The following is a 692-nucleotide window of genomic DNA, read 5'->3' as shown; positions in this document are numbered from 1 at the left end:
CTCCATCAATGTTTTCTCGTCGAACAATTGAGTCATCAATCGTCATGTAATACAACGATAAATCGAGACGCTGATTTGTGGTTGCCAACTTATAACCCAGTTCATAGGTATCACTGACTTCCGGGTCTAAATCAAAATCAATATTGTCAGTTGTAAGCGCATACAAGCGAGAAGCTTGCGGTATTCGGAAACCGTTTGCATAGCGAACATAGATATTCTGACTATCATCAAGACGGAAACTAAAACTCAGTTTAGGACTTAAGTGATTGAATGAAGGGTCATTATCGCTCGATGCCCGCGCATAACTCGACGATGCATATTGCCCGTCAGATAGATTATTCGTGTAATCAAAACGGCTGGAGTCGTAGCGAAGGCCGGCTTCTACTGTTAAGTGATCAGTAACACTAAATGCAGCACTGGTATAGGGTGACACGGCGAAGTAATTCACGTCGTAGTCATAAATAGAGCCCTCAGCGACACTACTTCCCCAGCCACTGGGCACATAGTCAAAGGTTTGCTCATAGCTTCGACTAGACTTGGTATATTCAAGGTCGGCTCCAAAAGTCCAGCGGAGGCTATCTAGGCTATAGTCGGCTTTGAACATGAGGCCAAGCGTTTTTTGCTGGCTATCATTCTCAGGAAGGTTTCCCTGCCAAGTTGCTACATACTGGTTCCGGTTTGTTCTCAAGTAC

Annotated in this window: 1 protein-coding gene; it reads right to left on the bottom strand. The window is 44.7% G+C overall.

Going from position 1 to position 692, the window contains the following annotated elements; all coding sequences use genetic code 11:
• Positions 1-692, bottom strand: a 692-nt coding sequence (locus A3735_RS11020) for a TonB-dependent receptor (protein WP_197485860.1), incomplete at both ends; no start/stop codon positions are given.

Source organism: Oleiphilus sp. HI0061 (assembly GCF_001635675.1).
This window is presented reverse-complemented; position numbering and strand designations above follow the sequence as displayed.